Consider the following 16,406-nt stretch of genomic DNA (forward strand, 5'->3'; position numbering starts at 1 on the left):
TTCAAGCACCCGCTCTGAGCGCGAATTGCCACGCCGCTTCGGCCAGCATCGGCGCACGGGCCGCGGCCTCGGCTGCCCGCGCACTCGATGCCGTGCCGTCACGTACCCGTCCGGCGATGCCTTGCACGATCCCCACCAGTCGGAACAAATTATAAGCGAAATACCAGTCGAGTTCCGGCAGCCCCTCCCGTCCTGTCAGCTCGCAGTATAGAGCGACAGCGGCCGCCCGATCGGGAATGTCGAGGACGGCAAGGTCGAGCCCGGCCAGCGCGCTCCGCCCATCCGCCGGCAGCACCCATCCCATCAGCAGATAAGTAAAATCCGCCAACGGATCGCCGAGCGTCGACAGTTCCCAGTCGAGGACGGCGGCTACGCGAGGCGTGCTCGATGTCGGTGTGAAGATCAGGTTGTCAATGCGATAGTCGCCATGGACAATCGAGGTGCGCGCCTGCTCCGGCACGGATCCTGGCAGCCACGCCATCAGCCGTTCCGCGGCTTCAATCCGGTCTGTTTCCGAGGCTCGGTACTGCCGCGTCCAACGCTCGACCTGGCGCGCAAAATAGTTGCCTGGCCGGCCGTAATCTGCAAGCCCGATGGCGGCGTAATCGACTTTGTGCAGACGCGCCAGTGTCTCGATCATCGACATATAGGCCGCTCGCCGCGCCGCAGGTGCGAGGTCCGGCAAGCTGCCGTCCCAGTAGATCGGACCAGCCACCGCCTGCATCACGTAGAACATTGCGCCGATCACCGAGGGATCCTCGCACAGGGCATACGGCCGCGGGACAGGGAAGCTTGCGCCGTACAATGCCGAGATCAGCCGGAACTCGCGATCCACCGCATGGGCAGAGGGCAGGAGGGTGCCAGATGGTTTGCGCCGCAAGACGTAGCTGCAGCCTGGCGTTTCAAGCCGGTAGGTCGGGTTGGACTGGCCTCCCTTGAACTGCATGACCTGCAACGGCCCTGCATATCCTTTGATTGTCGCGTAAAGCCACGCTTCCAACGCGGCTTCGTCGATACGAAGCCGCGCATCGATCGGCTTCACATCGAAAGCCGCCTCACCCATTGCTGTAGCGGCGTAACTCGAGACGCGCGATGCTGCGATTGTGCACCTCGTCGGGACCGTCTGCGAGCCTGAGCGTGCGTATTCCCGAGTAAGCCTTGGCAAGGCCGAAATCATCAGAAACGCCGCCACCGCCATGCGCCTGGATGGCGTCGTCGATAACCCGGAGCGCCATTCGAGGGGCCGCTACCTTGATCATCGCGATCTCCAACCGCGCGCCCTTGTTGCCGACCTTGTCCATCATGTCGGCCGCCTTAAGGCAAAGCAGCCGGGTCATTTCGATGTCGATCCGCGCCTCGGCAATCCGCTGCTCCCAGACGGATTGCTCCGACAGGCGCTTGCCGAACGCAGTGCGCGAGAGGAGGCGGCGCGACATCTTCTCCAGCGCCATCTCGGCAACACCTATTGTGCGCATGCAGTGATGAATACGCCCGGGCCCGAGCCGACCCTGCGCGATCTCAAAGCCGCGTCCCTCGCCGAGAATCAGGTTTTCCGCCGGCACCCTGACGTCGCGCAACAGGATTTCCGCATGGCCGTGCGGCGCATCGTCATAACCGAAGACCGGCAGCATGCGCACGATCTCCACACCTGGGCTGTCGAGCGGAACCAGGATCTGTGATTGCTGGCTGTGCGTCGGAGCCGAGGGGTCCGTCTTGCCCATGACGATGGCCACGGCGCATCGCGGATCGCCGGCGCCCGATGACCACCATTTACGCCCGTTGATGATGTAGTCATCGCCGTCGCGCCGAATCAACGTCTCCACATTTGTGGCATCCGACGAGGCGACATCGGGTTCGGTCATCAGGAAGGCAGATCGAATTTCTCCCTGCATGAGCGGCGTCAACCATCGCCGCCTCTGTGCTGGGCTGCCATAGCGGTGCAGCACTTCCATGTTGCCGGTGTCGGGCGCCGAGCAATTGAACACCTCTGACGCGATCGCCACGCGGCCCATTGCCTCCGCGCACGATGCATAGTCGAGGTTGCTGAGCCCGGCGCCGTGGAACTCGCCCTCATCGTGTTCCGAAGAAGGCGGCAGAAAGAGGTTCCACAGGCCTTTCGACCGCGCTCTCGCCTTGAGGGTCTCGAGGTGCCTGGAAGGACGCCACCGATCGGCGCCCGGCTCGGCCGACTCTGCTCTGATTATGTCGAGCGATGGTACGATCTCGGTGTCGATGAAGCCTTGTACCCGCTCCAGCCAATGGCGCTGAGTCGGCGAGGGTGTAAAATCCACGTTTGCTGGCTCCCTGCTCGCTGCCCGCGTTGGGGCGAGTAGGACCATACCACCCAACCCATCCCGCCACGCAAGTCCCCGCCCCGCCTTGCAGCCCTGCCTTGCAGCAAAGGGTTCCTTGGCAAGGCGGCCCGGGGGTGGAGCCATACCATATTTTCTAAGACGGGCTTGTGTGAGAGCTCGGCGAGAACACGCCGATGAGCAGGGGCTTGGCAAACCTCTCGGCGGCGTTCGTCATTGTGGTGGCCGGCGACCAGCGCGTGAGCTCCACCGCGGCATTCATCATCCCGCTTACCAGCTCAGCCGCGATGGTTGCATCGACGGGCCGGATCGAGCCATCGGCAATGCCGTCGGAAATCAGCCCCGCGGTCCGCTCGGTGAGCTGCGCAAAGGTCGCGAGCAGGCCGGGCCGCAGATCGTCGGCGGTGGCCGACAGCGCCGACAGCCGGAGCAGCGGACCATCGTCCGAAAGCTGGTGGGCAAGCAGGGCCGCCGTAATCGCCCCCAATCGGCTCCAACCATCCTCCCCCGCGGCGAAACCGGCGACATGCGCACGCCGCATCACCTCGAAGGTGCGGCCGAAGCAGGCCGAGATCAGGTCGCCCTTGGTGTCGTTGTGGTGGTAGAAGGAACCCTTGGTCACGTTCAGTTTGGCGGAAATCCGGTCCACCGACGCGCCATGATAGCCGTACTCATTGACCATTTCCGTGGCCGCGCGAAGGAAGCGCGCGCGCGCATTGTCGCTCCCCGCGTCGGGACTCAATCCTCCAAGATCCAGCGCGCTCGGCGCCCAGACCCGGCCGTTCGCCGCAAGCCCATGATCGAGGATATCCGCCATTCGTGCCGCGGCCCGCGGGTAGTCCGCCGTCTCGTAGCGGCTGATCCAGGTCTTGGCATGGATGACGGCGCTGAAAACGAGATGTGCCCGCGCGTTCTGCTCGGCGCGTGAGAATATCGGCCCGAGCGGCTCCTGGAACCAGGCGCGGATACGGCGGAACAAGGCGACAAAGGCGATGCGGGTGGTCTCCGCCGCGGGACCGGTGAGTGCGCGCATGTCCCAGAAGTTCACATCCACTGCTGCCCGCCCCTCGGCGATCTCGGCGCGCCAGGCAAAGGTGATCGCGAGGAACCGGGCCAGTCTTCCGGCTGGCGTGGCCGCTTCCGCTTCGGCGCGGTCAAGCAGCGCGTCCATCGTTGCCATCGCCCGCAACAGACAGGCAGCGGCAAGGTCCTCCTTCTTGCGATAGTAATAGGTCACGCTGGTGATGGTCAGGCCGACGCTGGCGGCGACGTCGGTCAACGTGGTGCCGGCCAGGCCGTGCGCGTTGAACAGGATTGCCGCGGCCTGCAGGATGGCCTCGCGCTTGCGCTCGAAACGTGCGGTCTGTGGCGGGGCAGGTGCATCCATATCAGCGTGTGGTGTAATGAAGCGGCGGCCCAAGGTCCAGGAGAGCCGCTGTATCAGCGCCTTGAAAATTCCTTTGCGGAGGCTTGATTTGAAGGCCGAGTATGATGCACTGTGCCGCTTCGGTATCAGAAACTCAGCGATAATTGGATATTAGGGATGCAGTCTGGGGTTGCGGCGGCAGAGGCCGGAAAAGCGGTTCTTCATATGGAAGACGGGATCGCCGTGGTGACGCTGAATTCACCACCGGTGAATGCGTTGTCCACCGCGATGCGAACCCAGTTGGTGGCGGCCTTGCAACGTGCAGAGGCCGACCAGGCGGTATCCGCGGTCGTGCTGATCGGCGCCGGGCGTGGATTTTCCGGCGGCGCCGATATCACCGAGTTCACCAAGCCACCCGCGTCGCCGACCCTGCACGACCTCCTGATCGCCATAGAGAGCATGACCAAGCCGGTCGTTGCCGCAGTGCACGGCATGGCGCTCGGCGGCGGCCTGGAGTTGGCGCTCACTTGCCCGTACCGCGTGGCTCTATCGTCCGCGAAGCTCGGCCTGCCGGAGGTCAAGCTCGGCTTGCTGCCGGGTGCAGGCGGAACCCAGCGGTTGCCCCGCGTGGTGCGAGCCGGCGTGGCGCTGGAGATGATCGTGTCCGGCGATCCGGTCGGGTCTGCTCGTGCGCTGGAGATCGGCCTGGTCGACGAGGTGGTGTCAGGCGATCTGCAAGTCGGGGCTGTGGCCTTCGCGAAAAAGGTCGCCGGTGCCGGTGGTACGATCCGCCAGACCCGGGATCGGACCGACAGGATCGAAGAGGCGCGCGCGGATCCGGGGCTGTTCGACCGGTTCCGGGCCGCCAATGCCCGCCGCTTCCGCGGCTTCGAGGCACCGGAACTATGCCTCAAGGCGGTTCAGGGCGCGGTCACCTTGCCGTTCGACGAGGGCTTGGCGCAGGAGCGCGAGTTGTTCGTTGCCTTGCTGCAAGGCGAGCAATCGGCGGCGCAGCGGCATGCCTTCTTCGCCGAGCGCCAAGCCGCCAAAGTCGACGACATCCCCGCCGACACGGCACTGCTCCCGATCCGCAAGGTCGGCGTCATCGGGGCCGGCACCATGGGCGGCGGTATTGCAATGAACTTCCTCAATGCCGGCATTGAGGTGGTGATGGTCGAGGCGCGCCCCGAGGCGCTGGAGCGCGGTTGCGCCACCATTCGGCGCAACTACGACAACACCGCCAAGAAAGGTCGTCTGACCCAGGCGGACGTTGAAACCCGGATGCGTCTGTTGGCGCCAGGGCTCGATTTCGACGCACTTTCTGAGTGCGATCTCGTCATCGAGGCGGTGTTCGAGGAAATGTCGCTCAAGAAGGACGTGTTTGCCCGGCTCGACAAGGTTGCCAAGCCCGGCGCGATCCTGGCTTCCAACACGTCCTATTTGAACATCAACGAGATCGCCTCGGTGACGTCGCGGCCGGGGCATGTGCTGGGCATGCATTTCTTCTCGCCGGCCAATGTCATGCGGCTGCTCGAAGTGGTGCGAGGCGATGCTACCGAAAAAGCGGTCGTGGCCACCGCGATGCAGCTCGGCAAGACGATTGGCAAGGTTGCCGTGCTGGTGGGCGTCTGCCACGGCTTTGTCGGCAATCGGATGCTTGAGGCGCGACAGATCGAGGCCGGCAAGCTGATCCTCGAAGGGGCGATGCCCTGGGACGTCGATCGTGTGCTGACGCAGTTCGGCATGCCGATGGGGCCGTTCGCGATGGGCGATCTGGCTGGCCTCGATATCGGCTGGAGTGCTGAACGCTCGACCGGCCAGACCGTGCGCGAGCGGCTCTGCGAAGCCGGCCGCTTTGGACAAAAGGGCGGCGGCGGCTTTTACGACTATGATGCCGAACGCCGGCCCACGCCATCGCCGGTCGCCGAGCGCGTGGTGCTGGAGATCTCCGCCCAACACGGGATTACACGTCGCACCGTATCCGATCAGGAGATCCTCGAACGTTGCCTCTATTCGATGATCAATGAGGGTGCCAAAATCCTCAGTGAAGGGATCGCCACCCGCGCTTCGGACATCGATGTCGTCTGGGTCAACGGCTATGGGTGGCCGGTCTATCGCGGCGGCCCGATGTTCTATGCCGATAGCATCGGCGCCAAGACCGTCCTGGAGCGGCTGCGCGCGTTCGAGGCCGCGGGCAACGCCGATCTGAAGCCGGCCCCGCTCCTCGAGCGGCTAGCCGCGGAGGGCGGCCGCTTCCTGGCTGCCCAATGAACCCGCAGAATTCTTGGAAAAACCGATGAACCAGGCAGCATCTGTCTCTTCCGAGGCGCATAGTCCAATGCCTGAGGGCTGGCCGGCCGTTAGTCTGGCCAATGCGCACGCGATGCTGACCGCGCCCGGCGCGATGTTCGAGATGGAAGCGCTGACGGTCGATGGGCACACCGTTCGCGCTTGGAAGAACGGACCGAAAACGCTGACCGAGGTGTTCGAGGCGTCGCAAGCATTCGGTGAGCGTATTTTCCTGGTCTATGAACAAGAGCGGGTCAGCTACGATGCGTTCGGGCGCGCAGCCATGCACATCGCGCGCACGCTGGTCGAGCGTGGCGTGCGGCCGGGTGATCGGGTCGCCATCGCAATTCGAAACCTTCCCGAGTGGCCGGTCGCTTTCTTCGGCGCGGTGCTCGCGGGCGCGGTGGCAACGCCGTTGAATGCCTGGTGGTCGGCTTCGGAACTGGCGCATGGGTTGGTGGATTGCGGTGCGGTCGCGGCTGTGTTCGATGGCGAGCGCTACGAGCGGGTGCGCGAGCACCTGCCGGACTGTTCGGCGCTGCGACACACCTTTGTCTGTCGCAATAGAGCCGAGGCGGGGGCGCTGGGCGACGCCACAGCGTTCGAGGCGCTGATCGGACCGTCTGCCAATTGGAGCGCCCTCGAACCCGTAGGTGCGCCGCCGGTCCGCGTCGGCCCGGAGGATAATGCCACCCTGCTCTACACCTCCGGTACAAGCAGCCGCAGCAAGGGCGTTCTGGCCAGCCATCGTGGGGCGACCACGCCGATTTTTGCGACGCTGCTTTCGCAGGTGCGCAGCTTCGTGCGGCGCGGCGAGACGCCCCCAGCGCTCGACCCCGAGGCGCCGCAGAAATGCAGCATCATGGCGATACCGTTTTTTCACGTCACCGGCTGCTTTGCCTTCCTGACCGTGTCGATGGTCATGGGTGCGCGCGTGGTGCTGATGCGCCGCTTCGAGCCAGAGGTGGCGATGGCGCTGATCGAGCGCGAGCGGGCAACCAGCATCGGTGGCGTGCCGACAATCCCCTGGCAGTTGCTCGAACATCCGGCACGTGAACGCTACGATCTGTCGAGCCTGGATTCCGTTAGCTACGGCGGCGCCCCGGCAGCTCCCGAGCTGGTGCGGCGGATGCGCGACACTTGGCCGCATGCCGTGAGCGGCAGCGGCTGGGGCATGACCGAGACATGCTCCACCTTTACTCATCATTTTGCCGAGGATTATGCGCATCGACCGGAGAGTTGCGGTCCGGCGACACCCGTGGGCGACATGAAGATCGTCGACAGCGACGGACGCAGTCTGCCAGTGGGCGAGACCGGCGAGCTTTGGGTACGCGGTCCGCATGTCGTGCGCAGCTACTGGAACAATCCAGAGGCGACCGCGGCGAGCTTCCGCGATGGCTGGCTGAAGACCGGCGACCTCGCCCGCCTCGACGAGGAGGGATTTTGCACAATCGTCGACCGGCTCAAGGATGTGATCATCCGCGGCGGCGAAAACATCTACTCAATTGAGGTCGAGGATGCGCTGTTCAGCCATCCGGCGGTGATGGATGCGGCCCTGGTGCCGATCGCCCACAGGACATTGGGTGAGGTGCCAGGTGCGGTGGTGACACTCAAGCCCGGCTTTACCGCCGATGAGGACGAGTTGCGCACCCACGTGGCTGGGCAGCTCGCTGCCTTCAAGGTGCCGGTGCGCGTGCTGTTGCGGCACGAGCCGCTGCCGCGCAATGCGAATGGCAAGGTTCTCAAACCGGAGCTGCGCCGCCTGTTCACTGAGGAGGCAACCTGATGAACCTCGATTTCGCCGACGAGGATGTCGCGTTTCGCGCGGAAATCCGCGCATTCATTGCAGAGAATTATCCGGCCGAAACACGGGCCCGGCAGGACTCGCACGAGGAGTTGCGGCGCGAGGACTTCATGGCCTGGCATCGCATCCTCGGCGCGCGCGGTTGGTCGGCGCCGTCCTGGCCGAAGGAGTATGGCGGCCCGGGCTGGACGGCGATACAAAAGTTCATTTTCGCCGAGGAGCTGGCGGACGCCGGAACTGTGCCGATCCTGCCGTTCGGCATCAACATGGTCGCGCCGGTGATCCAGGCCTTCGGCACGGACGAACAAAAACAGCGTTTTCTGCCGCCGTTGCTGCGCGGCGAGGTCTGGTGGTGCCAAGGCTATTCCGAGCCCGGTGCCGGCTCCGATCTCGCGGGCCTCTCGACCCGCGCGGTGCGCGACGGCGACGACTATATCGTCACCGGACAGAAGGCCTGGACCACCTTGGCGCAATTCGCCGATTGGGGCTTCTTCCTGGTCCGCACCGATCCGGCGGCAAAGAAGCAGGAAGGCATCAGCTTCCTGCTGATCGATATGGCGTCGCCTGGGGTCACCGTGCGCCCGATCATCACGCTGGACGGCGCCCACGAGGTCAACGAGGTCTGGCTGGACGAGGTGCGTGTGCCGGTCGCCAACCGGGTGCACGAGGAAAACAAGGGTTGGACCTGTGCGAAGTTCCTGCTCGCGCACGAGCGCACCAATATCGCCGGCGTCGCCCGCTCGAAGCGTGCGCTGGAGAAGCTGCGTGCCGCCGCCCGCCAGGAGATGCAGGACGGCGCGCCGATGATCGAGGACCCGTTCTTCGCCCGCAAGCTGGCGGAGACCGAGATCGAGCTGATGGCGCTGGAATATACCGAGCTGCGGACGCTCGCGCGTGAAAGCCAGGGGCGCGGCCCCGGTCCGGAATCCTCGCTGCTGAAAATCAAAGGCACCGAAATCCAGCAGCGCAGCACAGAGCTGATCCTCGACGTCGCCGGCCGCTATGCCAGTCCGCATCTTGCCGGTCTTGTTGCCGGCGATAATGATCTTGCGATCGGTCCAGATTATGCGCGCGACGCCGCCGACAGCTATTTCAACATGCGCAAGGCGTCGATCTACGGCGGCTCCAATGAAATCCAGCGCAACATCATCGCCAAGGCCATACTGGGCCTATAGGCATCGACACGGAACCCGTAGCAATGGACTTCACCTTCACCGACGAGCAGCGCCTGTTACGCGACAGTCTCGATCGGTTTCTCGGCAACGAGTATAATTTCGAGGCGCGGCTACGGGCGATCCGAACGGAGTCCGGCTGGCGCCCCGAGATCTGGCGGGCACTCGCCGAGGATGTCGGCGTCCTCGGTGCGGCGCTGCCCGAGGACTATGGTGGCTTCGGCGGCGGTCCGGTCGATACGATGGTGGTCATGCAGGCCCTCGGTGCGGCCCTGGTGGTCGAGCCCTATCTCGAAACGGTAGTCATCGCCGCCGGATTGCTCAAACGTATCGACAGCCCAGCGGCGTCGGATGCGGTGTCGCGGATCATCGCCGGCACGCTGATCGCGACCCTCGCCTGGGGCGAGCCAACAAGCCGGTTTGACGCCGCCGACGTCAGCACCGTGGCGCGTCGCGACGGCACCGGATGGAGGCTCGACGGCCGCAAGTCGGTGGTCGAGGCAGCACCCTGGGCGGACACGCTACTGGTCACCGCGCGCACCGCGGGCGCCCAGCGCGAGCGCGACGGCGTGTCGCTGTTCCTGGTCAGCGCGTCGCAAGCTGGCGTCGCCATGCGCGCCTACCCGACGGTCGACGGCCGACGCAACGCCGAGGTCGCGTTCGACTCCGTCTCGCTTGGCGCCGACGCCCTGCTCGGCCCGGAGGGCCAGGCGCTACCCTTGGTCGAACTGGTGCTGGACGAGGCACGCGCCGCACTCTGCGCGGAGGCGCTCGGCGTTTTAGGCCAGCTGCAAAGCCAAACCATCGCCTATGCCAAACAGCGTAAGCAGTTTGGCCGGGCGATCAGCGATTTTCAGGTGCTGCAACATCGCATGGTCGACATGTTCATGCATCTCGAGCAGTCCGTGTCGATGACCTACATGGCGACGCTCAAGCTCGGGCTGGCCGCCGACGACCGTGCCCGGGCGGTCTCCGCCGCCAAGAGCTATGTCGGCCGAGCCTGCACCCTGGTCGGGCAGGCCGCGGTGCAGACGCATGGCGGCATCGGCCTCACCGACGAACTCGCTCTGAGCCATTACTTCAAGCGCGCAACGATGATCGAAAGCGCGCTCGGCTCATCGGACTATCATCTCCGCCGCTACCAGCAATCGGGACATCAGCATGCGTGACGCCGTCATCGTTTCGACCGCGCGGACTCCGATCGGACGCGCCTATCGCGGCGCCCTCAACAACACCCAGGCGCAGGCGCTCGGTGCGCATGCGATCAAGGCAGCGGTCGCCCGCGCGCACGCGCTCGATCCCGCCGAGATCGATGACGTGGTGATGGGTGCAGCCATGCAGCAGGGTGCCCAGGGCATGAACGTGGCGCGACAATGCGCGCTGCGCGCTGGTCTGCCCGTCACGGTCGCGGCGCAGAGCGTCGACCGGCAGTGCTCGTCTGGGCTTATGGCGATTTCGATCGCCGCCAAGCAGATCATCGTCGACGGCATGACGATCGCCGTCGGCGGCGGTCTGGAGAGCATCTCGCTGGTCCAGAACCAGCATGCGAACAGCTTTCGCGGTCGCGATCCGTGGCTGGTCGAGCACCTGCCGCAAACCTACATGACCATGATCGAGACCGCGGAGATCGTGGCAGGGCGCTACGGTGTCAGCCGCGAGCAGCAGGACGCCTATGCGCTGAGTTCGCAGCAGCGGACGGCCGCTGGCCAGGCGAATGGCAAGTTTGCCGATGAGATCGTGCCGCTGTCTGCCGTCATGCTGGTCACCGACAAGGCCACCGGCGAGACCAGCGAACGCGAGGTGACGCTGGAGCGCGACGAAGGCAACCGTCCGGAAACGACGCTGGCCGACCTCGCGCGGCTGAAGCCGGTGTTCAAGGACGGCCAGACAATCGCTGAAGGCGCGTTCGTGACCGCCGGCAACGCGTCGCAGCTCTCGGATGGTGCGTCGGCGATGGTGCTCATGGAAGCCAGTGCCGCCGAACGTCGCGGGCTGCAGGCACTCGGCGCCTACCGCGGCATCGCCGTCGCAGGGTGCGATCCCGACGAGATGGGGATCGGGCCGGTGTTCGCGGTGCCCAAGCTGCTGGCACAGCATGGGCTCACGGTCGACGATATCGATTTGTGGGAGTTGAACGAGGCCTTCGCCGCACAGGTGCTGTATTGCCGCGACCGGCTCGGCATTCCCGAGGAGCGCCTGAACGTCAATGGCGGCGCGATCTCGATCGGCCATCCCTACGGCATGAGCGGCGCGCGTATGGCCGGCCACATCCTGCTCGAAGGGCGTCGCCGGAAGGCGAAATGGGGGGTGGTTACCATGTGCATCGGCGGCGGCATGGGAGCCGCCGGGCTGTTTGAGATCTATCCATGACCTGAGCGCGTGCTTCGCTTCATCAGGGCCGGACAAACCATAAAAACCAGAACTCAGGAAACGAACATGTCGGCTGAAACGGGACACCCCACGTCGCCTGCCTGGCTGCGCGGGCGCGAACTCGACACCTATCCATCGACCGGTGCGCGGCGCGGCTATCTGTTGCTGGTGGTCGCGATCACCGTAGCCCTTTACTATGAGCTCTATGTCGGCGGCGGCGTCGCGACGCTGATGCTGACCCACTTCCAGATGCCGTTCAACTACTTCGTCGTGGTGCTCGCGATCGGCAATCTGGTCGGCGCTTTTGCCTCTCTGTTCGCCGGGCTGGCCGATCGGTTCGGCCGCGCCAACCTGGTTGTTTACGGACTGCTGATCGTCGGCGCGCTGACGCTCTGGGCGATACCGAATGCGCCCAATCGGCTGGTTTACGCCTTTGAATACGCCGCCGTCGCCCTCGTCGAAGGCGTGATCCTGGTCGCCACTCCGGCACTGATCCGGGACTTCTCGCCCCAGGTCGGCCGCGCCACGGCGATGGGTGTGTGGACCATCGGTCCGGTGCTCGGCAGCCTGATGGTCAGCCTGATGACCACGCTCACGCTGCCGACGTTCAAGACCTGGGAAAGCCAGTTCGTGATCTGCGGGTGGATCGGTCTGGCGATCTTCGTGCTCGCCTTCTTCTTCCTGCGCGAGTTGGCGCCGGCATTGCGCGACCAGATCATGGTGACCATGCGCGACCGGGTTCTTGTCGAGGCGCGTGCGCGTGGGCTGGATGTTTCGGCCGATCTGCGCGCCCCATTCCGCCAGTTGCTGCATCTCGACATCGTGGCTCCGGCGCTGGGCGTGTCGGTGCTGCTCCTCTATTACTACACGGCGGTGGCGTTCGGGACGATCTACCTGGTGACCATCTTCCATTTCACCCTCGCCCAGGCCAATGCGCTGGCCAACTGGACGTGGGCCACCAATGCGGTCAGCCTGATTGTCGCCGGTGTGCTTTCCGACCGGTTGCGTGTGCGCAAACCCTTCATGCTGATCGGCGGCCTTGGGGGTGCTGCGCTAAGCTGGCTGTATCTGATACAAGCGGGACTGCATCCGAGTTGGGCGGCGCTGACGGCGATAAGCTGTGTGCAGTCCATGCTGGTCGGCGCCGCCTATGCGACCTGGATGGCGGCCTTCACCGAGACGGTCGAAGCGCGCAATCCCGCACTCACCGCCACCGGCCTCGCGATCTGGGGCTGGCTGCTTCGTCTGGTGGTGACGGCGGCGTTCCTGGCGATCCCGCATGTTATCAATACGGTCACACCTCTAATAAATTCGGGTCCGGTGATCGCCGGTTTGATGCAGGCGAAGGCCGCGCACGTTGCACCTAGTCCCGTTTTGATGGCACAACTAAGCGTCATCCAGAAGGCTGCGGCCGACTCCCCGGCCCAATGGCGGACTTGGTATTGGATCTGTCTTGGCGGCGTGGCGGTGTTCGTGGCGAGTGTCATGGTCATGCGTGGTCGTTGGAGTCCGACGGCAGCTCTTGCCGACGAGGCGGCGCATGATCGGGCGGTGGCCAGGGAAATGGAGCAACTCACCGGCGCGCCGGCCGAGTAGGGTCAGTTTAAATAAAAAGACCAGACCAGGAGGAATATTGATGACTACCACGGAGCCCTGGATGCCGCGACTTAAGGCAACCAGGCGGCTGACGGCCGCTCTGTTCGGCATTGCAGCGGTTGGGAGCGTAAGCGTTCCCGCCGTCGCGCAGACGTTGAACAGCGGTCAAGGCGCGTCGTCCAGCCAGCAGGTGGCGCACCCGTCGGCGGTGCCGCCGCTTCCGGCGCCAGAGGCGCTGTTTCCGACGATGTTCGGTGCGCAGCCCTGGTTGCGTGACCACGGCATCGCCATTCTCCTTGATACCATCGGGGAGCTTGCCGGCAACGTCACCGGCGGCGGTGGTCCACGCAATATTACCGGGAACACTGGCGGCGGCAGCAGCTTCGACGGCCAGGTCGGCTTCGAGACCGACATAGACTGGGAAAAGCTCGCCGGCATTACCGGCTTTTCCACCAACTCAATCATCATCTCGCGCTATGGCGGCCTGCCGGCGAGCTACCAAATCGGCGACACCCTGAACGCCAGCTCCGAGGTCTACGGCGCCGGCGGCAACGTGGTCGCCCATCTAGTGCAGGTCTACGGACAGGAGACGCTGCTTGGCGGCGGCCTGCAAATCCAGGCTGGTCGCATCCCCCTCGACGACTATTTCGACGCGTCGCCACTCTTCTGCGCCTACGCATCGAACGCGCTGTGCGGCAACCCGAAAAACTTCGTCGACAACGCCCTCTCCCACACCACCTATCCGGACGCCGGGTATGCGGTGCATGTGCTGTTCGCGCCCTCGCCGCACGCCTACATCCAGACCGGCGTGTATTTCAGCCAGAGCAATTTCTATAATTACGGCAAAGGCTTCCGCACGGGCTTTAACTGGAGCACCAACTACATCACCGGCGAGGCCTTCCCGGTCGAGATCGGCTGGGTACCGAGCTTTGGCGCACAGCATCTACCCGGGCACTACAAGCTCGGCTTCGTCTACGACAATAACACCCACCTGGATAATTACTACGCCATCAACGGCTCGGCCTTTGCCACGAACGGCCTGCCGCCGCGCAATCTGCACGGCACCAGCTCGGTCTATGTCCAGGCCGATCAGATGGTGGTGCGCAACGGCCCCGGTCCAAATTCCGGAATCATCGTGCTCGCCGGCTACTCGCACAATGATCCCGAGAGCGCGACACGCGCCGACCAGTTCTATGTCGGTGCGCAGGATCTTGGCTTTTGGAGTGCCCGTCCGTTCGATCAGATCAACCTGCTGGCGACCTATCAAACTGTCTCCGGGCTGCTCGGCAAATCCCAGGGTTACGAGCTCGACGAGGGCTTTTCCATCGTCTCCGGTGGCGCCAGCGGCATCCAGAACTATGGCATGACGTTCGAGGCGAACTACGCGATCCACGTCTATCGCGGCTTTACCTTCGCGCCGGATTTCCAGTACTACATCCGACCGAATGCCCAGGCCAATCTGCCGGACGCGGCTTTCCTCGGGTTCAAGACACACCTGGAGTTCTTCTGATCGATAGCGGGGTGACGGCATGGGCAGGTTCGGCGATTACCAGAACGAAATCTATATCGCCGGCCTGCATGGCCATCAGCCCCGGCTGCCGATCCGCTTCGAGGAGATGCAGGCCAAGGCGCATGCCGTGCTGCCGGCCAGCCTGGTCTCCTACGTTGCCGGCGGCTGCGGCAACGAACGCACCCAGGATGCCAATGTGGCGGCGTTCGACGGCTGGGGCCTGGTGCCACGTATGTTTGTCGGTGCGACCGAGCGCGACCTGTCCATCGACCTGTTCGGACTGAAGTTTCCCACACCCATTTTCATGAGCCCGATCGGGGTGATCGGGCTGTGCGCGCAGGATGGCCACGGCGACCTCGCCACCGCCCGAGCCGCATCGCAGACCGGCGTGCCGATGGTCGCCTCGACCCTCACTGTCGACCCGCTCGAGGACGTGGCCAAGGCGCTGGACCCGACACCCGGGTTTTTCCAGCTCTACACGCCAACAGACCGGGAATTGGCCGAGAGCCTGGTGCACCGCGCGGAGGCGGCCGGCTTCAAGGCGATTGTCGTCACCCTCGATACCTGGCTGACGGGATGGCGGCCACGCGACCTCAGCACGGCAAGCTTCCCACAACTCCGCGGGCTCTGCCTCGCCAATTACTTCTCCGACCCGCGATTTCGTGCCCAGCTTGCCAGGCCGCCCGAGCAGGATCTGCAGGCCGCCACGATGCAGTGGGCGCGCGTCTTCGGCAATCCGCTGACCTGGGATGACCTGCCGTGGCTGCGGTCGCTGACCAGGCTGCCTTTGCTGATCAAGGGCATCTGCCATCCCGATGATGCACGGCGCGCAATCGATGGCGGCGTCGACGGGATCTACTGTTCCAACCATGGCGGCCGGCAGGCCAATGGCGGCTTGGCCGCGCTGGACATGCTGCCCGGCATCGTCGCGGCGGCGGGCAAGGTGCCGGTGCTGTTCGATTCCGGTGTGCGCACCGGGACAGATGTCATCAAGGCGCTGGCGATGGGGGCTGCCGCGGTCGGCATCGGGCGTCCCTATGCCTACGGCCTTGCGGTCGGCGGGGTTGCCGGCATCGTCCACGTGCTGCGTTGCCTGCTGGCCGAGGCGGACCTATACATGGCGGTCGACGGATACCCAAGAATTGCCGAGCTTCGGCCAGACATGCTCCGGCGGGTGGCGCGGTAGTATCAGCAAGGACCATGATCATGGCGGATGACGCACGCGCAGTCCCGGGATCGCTGCAGGGCCGGATCGGACCGGAAGAATGGCAGGCGCGCGTCGACCTCGCCGCACTGTACAGGCTGGTGGCGCTGCATAATTGGGACGACGGCATCTTCACCCACATCTCGATGCGTGTGCCCGGTCCCGAGCACCATTTCCTGATCAATCCCTATGGCCTGTATTTCGAGGAGATGACCGCATCGAGCCTGGTCAAGGTCGACCTCGACGGACAGATCGTGATGCCAACCTCCTACCGGATCAACCCGGCTGGCTTCACCATCCATTCCGCGATCCATGCCGCGCGCGCCGACGCCCTGTGTGTGATGCATCTGCATACGCCGTGTGGCGTCGGCGTCTCGGCGCAGGCAGAGGGGTTGCTTCCGATCGGGCAGAACGCCCTGATCATGATCCCGCAGCTTGCCTATCACGAGTACGAGGGGGTCGCGACCAACCTCGACGAGCGGGAGCGTCTGGTCGCCGATCTCGGCGACTGCAACGCCATGCTGTTGCGCAACCACGGCACGTTGGCGGTAGGCGGCTCGGCCGCACATGTCTGGACGACCATGTTCTTCCTGGAGCGCGCCTGCGCGCAACAGGTGGCCGCCCTCTCCGCGGGACGCGCAAATATTCTGATCGCTCCGGAAGCGGCGCGGCAGACGATCGCGTCGCAGAACCCGCGAGAGGGAATGGCCAAGGCTGGCCAGCTCGGCTGGCCGGGGCTATTGCGCAAGCTCGATCGGCAAGCCCCGGGTTACGACAGCTGAA

At 64.7% G+C, this 16,406-nt stretch carries 12 protein-coding genes; 9 read left to right on the forward strand and 3 right to left on the reverse strand.

Annotation, left to right across the window (positions count from 1 at the left end):
* Position 1: 1 nt before the first annotated feature.
* The 3 genes from ACQY4K_RS11310 to ACQY4K_RS11320 all read right to left on the reverse strand — a co-directional run bounded on the left by ACQY4K_RS11310 (position 2) and on the right by ACQY4K_RS11320 (position 3,699).
* Positions 2-1,042, reverse strand: coding sequence for a phosphotransferase family protein (locus ACQY4K_RS11310; RefSeq protein WP_428390309.1), 1,041 nt, complete (start codon positions 1,040-1,042; stop codon positions 2-4).
* A 13-nt stretch (positions 1,043-1,055) separates the two neighbouring features.
* Positions 1,056-2,291: an acyl-CoA dehydrogenase family protein gene (locus ACQY4K_RS11315; protein ID WP_428390310.1), complete on the reverse strand. Its 1,236-nt coding sequence runs from the start codon at positions 2,289-2,291 to the stop codon at positions 1,056-1,058.
* Between the two features lie 157 nt (positions 2,292-2,448).
* Entirely contained in the window at positions 2,449-3,699 is a 1,251-nt protein-coding gene (locus tag ACQY4K_RS11320; protein WP_428390311.1) for a TetR/AcrR family transcriptional regulator, read from the reverse strand.
* 111 nt (positions 3,700-3,810) lie between these two features.
* On the opposite strand from ACQY4K_RS11320, the gene ACQY4K_RS11325 reads away from it, so the two are divergent.
* The 9 genes from ACQY4K_RS11325 to ACQY4K_RS11365 all read left to right on the forward strand — a co-directional run bounded on the left by ACQY4K_RS11325 (position 3,811) and on the right by ACQY4K_RS11365 (position 16,405).
* Positions 3,811-5,949, forward strand: coding sequence for a 3-hydroxyacyl-CoA dehydrogenase NAD-binding domain-containing protein (locus ACQY4K_RS11325; protein ID WP_428390312.1), 2,139 nt, complete (start codon positions 3,811-3,813; stop codon positions 5,947-5,949).
* Positions 5,950-6,016: 67 nt separating this feature from the next.
* A complete protein-coding gene (locus ACQY4K_RS11330) occupies positions 6,017-7,753 on the forward strand; it encodes a class I adenylate-forming enzyme family protein (RefSeq protein ID WP_428390313.1) in 1,737 nt (578 codons plus the stop codon).
* Complete coding sequence (locus tag ACQY4K_RS11335; protein WP_428390314.1) at positions 7,753-8,946, forward strand: acyl-CoA dehydrogenase family protein; 1,194 nt, start codon at positions 7,753-7,755, stop codon at positions 8,944-8,946. The genes ACQY4K_RS11330 and ACQY4K_RS11335 overlap by 1 nt, the downstream gene beginning before the upstream one ends.
* 23 nt (positions 8,947-8,969) lie before the next feature.
* On the forward strand, positions 8,970-10,112 hold the full coding sequence (locus ACQY4K_RS11340; RefSeq protein WP_428390315.1) for an acyl-CoA dehydrogenase family protein: 1,143 nt from the start codon (positions 8,970-8,972) through the stop codon (positions 10,110-10,112).
* Positions 10,105-11,313 (forward strand): acetyl-CoA C-acyltransferase, encoded by a 1,209-nt coding sequence (locus tag ACQY4K_RS11345; RefSeq protein ID WP_428390316.1) that lies wholly within the window; start codon positions 10,105-10,107, stop codon positions 11,311-11,313. The genes ACQY4K_RS11340 and ACQY4K_RS11345 overlap by 8 nt, the downstream gene beginning before the upstream one ends.
* Before the next feature lie 66 nt (positions 11,314-11,379).
* Positions 11,380-12,909: an MFS transporter gene (locus ACQY4K_RS11350; protein ID WP_428390317.1), complete on the forward strand. Its 1,530-nt coding sequence runs from the start codon at positions 11,380-11,382 to the stop codon at positions 12,907-12,909.
* Between the two features lie 40 nt (positions 12,910-12,949).
* The gene (locus ACQY4K_RS11355; protein WP_428390318.1) at positions 12,950-14,419 is read left to right on the forward strand and encodes a carbohydrate porin; all 1,470 of its coding nucleotides are present in this window, start codon (positions 12,950-12,952) and stop codon (positions 14,417-14,419) included.
* Positions 14,420-14,438: 19 nt separating this feature from the next.
* Positions 14,439-15,605: an alpha-hydroxy-acid oxidizing protein gene (locus ACQY4K_RS11360; protein WP_428390319.1), complete on the forward strand. Its 1,167-nt coding sequence runs from the start codon at positions 14,439-14,441 to the stop codon at positions 15,603-15,605.
* Between the two features lie 20 nt (positions 15,606-15,625).
* Positions 15,626-16,405, forward strand: a complete 780-nt coding sequence (locus ACQY4K_RS11365; protein ID WP_428390320.1) for a class II aldolase/adducin family protein — start codon at positions 15,626-15,628, stop codon at positions 16,403-16,405.
* Position 16,406: the final 1 nt, after the last annotated feature.

This window comes from Lichenicoccus sp., assembly GCF_965276875.1.
Lineage (GTDB): Bacteria > Pseudomonadota > Alphaproteobacteria > Acetobacterales > Acetobacteraceae > Lichenicoccus.

Excerpts from the sequence above, each read along its gene's own strand:
- ACQY4K_RS11350 (WP_428390317.1), top strand. The coding sequence starts at position 11,380 with ATGTCGGCTGAAACGGGACACCCCACGTCGCCTGCCTGGCTGCGCGGG.
- ACQY4K_RS11330 (WP_428390313.1), top strand. The coding sequence starts at position 6,017 with ATGCCTGAGGGCTGGCCGGCCGTTAGTCTGGCCAATGCGCACGCGATG.
- ACQY4K_RS11340 (WP_428390315.1), top strand. The coding sequence starts at position 8,970 with ATGGACTTCACCTTCACCGACGAGCAGCGCCTGTTACGCGACAGTCTC.
- ACQY4K_RS11335 (WP_428390314.1), top strand. The coding sequence starts at position 7,753 with ATGAACCTCGATTTCGCCGACGAGGATGTCGCGTTTCGCGCGGAAATC.
- ACQY4K_RS11365 (WP_428390320.1), top strand. The coding sequence starts at position 15,626 with ATGGCGGATGACGCACGCGCAGTCCCGGGATCGCTGCAGGGCCGGATC.
- ACQY4K_RS11355 (WP_428390318.1), top strand. The coding sequence starts at position 12,950 with ATGACTACCACGGAGCCCTGGATGCCGCGACTTAAGGCAACCAGGCGG.
- ACQY4K_RS11345 (WP_428390316.1), top strand. The coding sequence starts at position 10,105 with ATGCGTGACGCCGTCATCGTTTCGACCGCGCGGACTCCGATCGGACGC.
- ACQY4K_RS11360 (WP_428390319.1), top strand. The coding sequence starts at position 14,439 with ATGGGCAGGTTCGGCGATTACCAGAACGAAATCTATATCGCCGGCCTG.
- ACQY4K_RS11320 (WP_428390311.1), bottom strand. The coding sequence starts at position 3,699 with ATGGATGCACCTGCCCCGCCACAGACCGCACGTTTCGAGCGCAAGCGC.